Here is a 915-nt window from a genome sequence, read left to right as displayed (position 1 = left end):
GTTGTGGAGGACCCCTGTTTAGAATATATTCCTCGATTTTATGATATAGCAGAGGAACAGGATTTAGAATTATTTATACAGGAAATGGGATATAGATTAGGGGATATGGATGACAACGGAAAGAAAGTTTTGTGGACTGGATGGTTGAAGCAGTATTTGACCTATCGTTATGAAAACAAACCAACAATGCTTACTGAAAAGGAGAAAGAATTGTTCTTAAGCTGGCTTCCGGAGTTAGGACAACTTTTTGAAGAGGCTGTAAATATTATTTGCAAAGATAAGATGGCTCAACACATAGATACGCTATCTTTACGCAGACTTGATAAAAGTAAACTTGTTTTACAATACCCGCATCCGATGATTCGATTGCTGACCAAAATGCTTAATGATGGTACAAAATTTGATTATTACGGGGAATATCTTGGTAATATTTATAGAGAATGCAAAGGAATATCGCAAGAAGAAGAAAAAGAATTCCAAGAAGCACTTTTAAAAAGAGGTATGAGTATTTGAGAAGAGAGGCGTCCTCAATCGTGTTCAGTCTTCTGCGGTTTGCAACGCATTTGCAACAAATTCCAGCGGCATCCCCGTATTTCCGCCATTTTCGGTTACCCAAACGTTAAGCAAGCGTTAATTTTACATTTTACAAAAGAGAAATCCCGGAAGTTTCGGCTTCCGGGATTTTTAAATACTTCATTAGTAATTCTATTTCGTATAGGCGGCTGATTTAGGCGGTCGATACAGTTCTATCAATTAATTCTTAATTATAACCGTAGGCAATACGGTTCTCAAGATCAGATTTCCAATATAAGGTGTAGAAGATTGTGAAAGATACCGCTGTGGTATCAATAAGATTCATTTAACCGTACTTTTTTCTATGCAAATACGGATTAATGAAAAAAAAGGAAGATTCCA

General features: G+C 36.3%; 1 protein-coding gene. It reads left to right on the top strand.

What is annotated here, in order from left to right:
• The coding region (locus tag H6A13_RS12995; protein WP_204909947.1) for a DUF4020 domain-containing protein at positions 1-513 on the top strand (513 nt) is incomplete at its 5' end.
• Positions 514-915: the final 402 nt, after the last annotated feature.

It is taken from the genome of Mordavella massiliensis (assembly GCF_016902415.1).
Lineage (GTDB): Bacteria > Bacillota > Clostridia > Lachnospirales > Lachnospiraceae > Merdimonas > Merdimonas faecigallinarum.
This window is presented reverse-complemented; position numbering and strand designations above follow the sequence as displayed.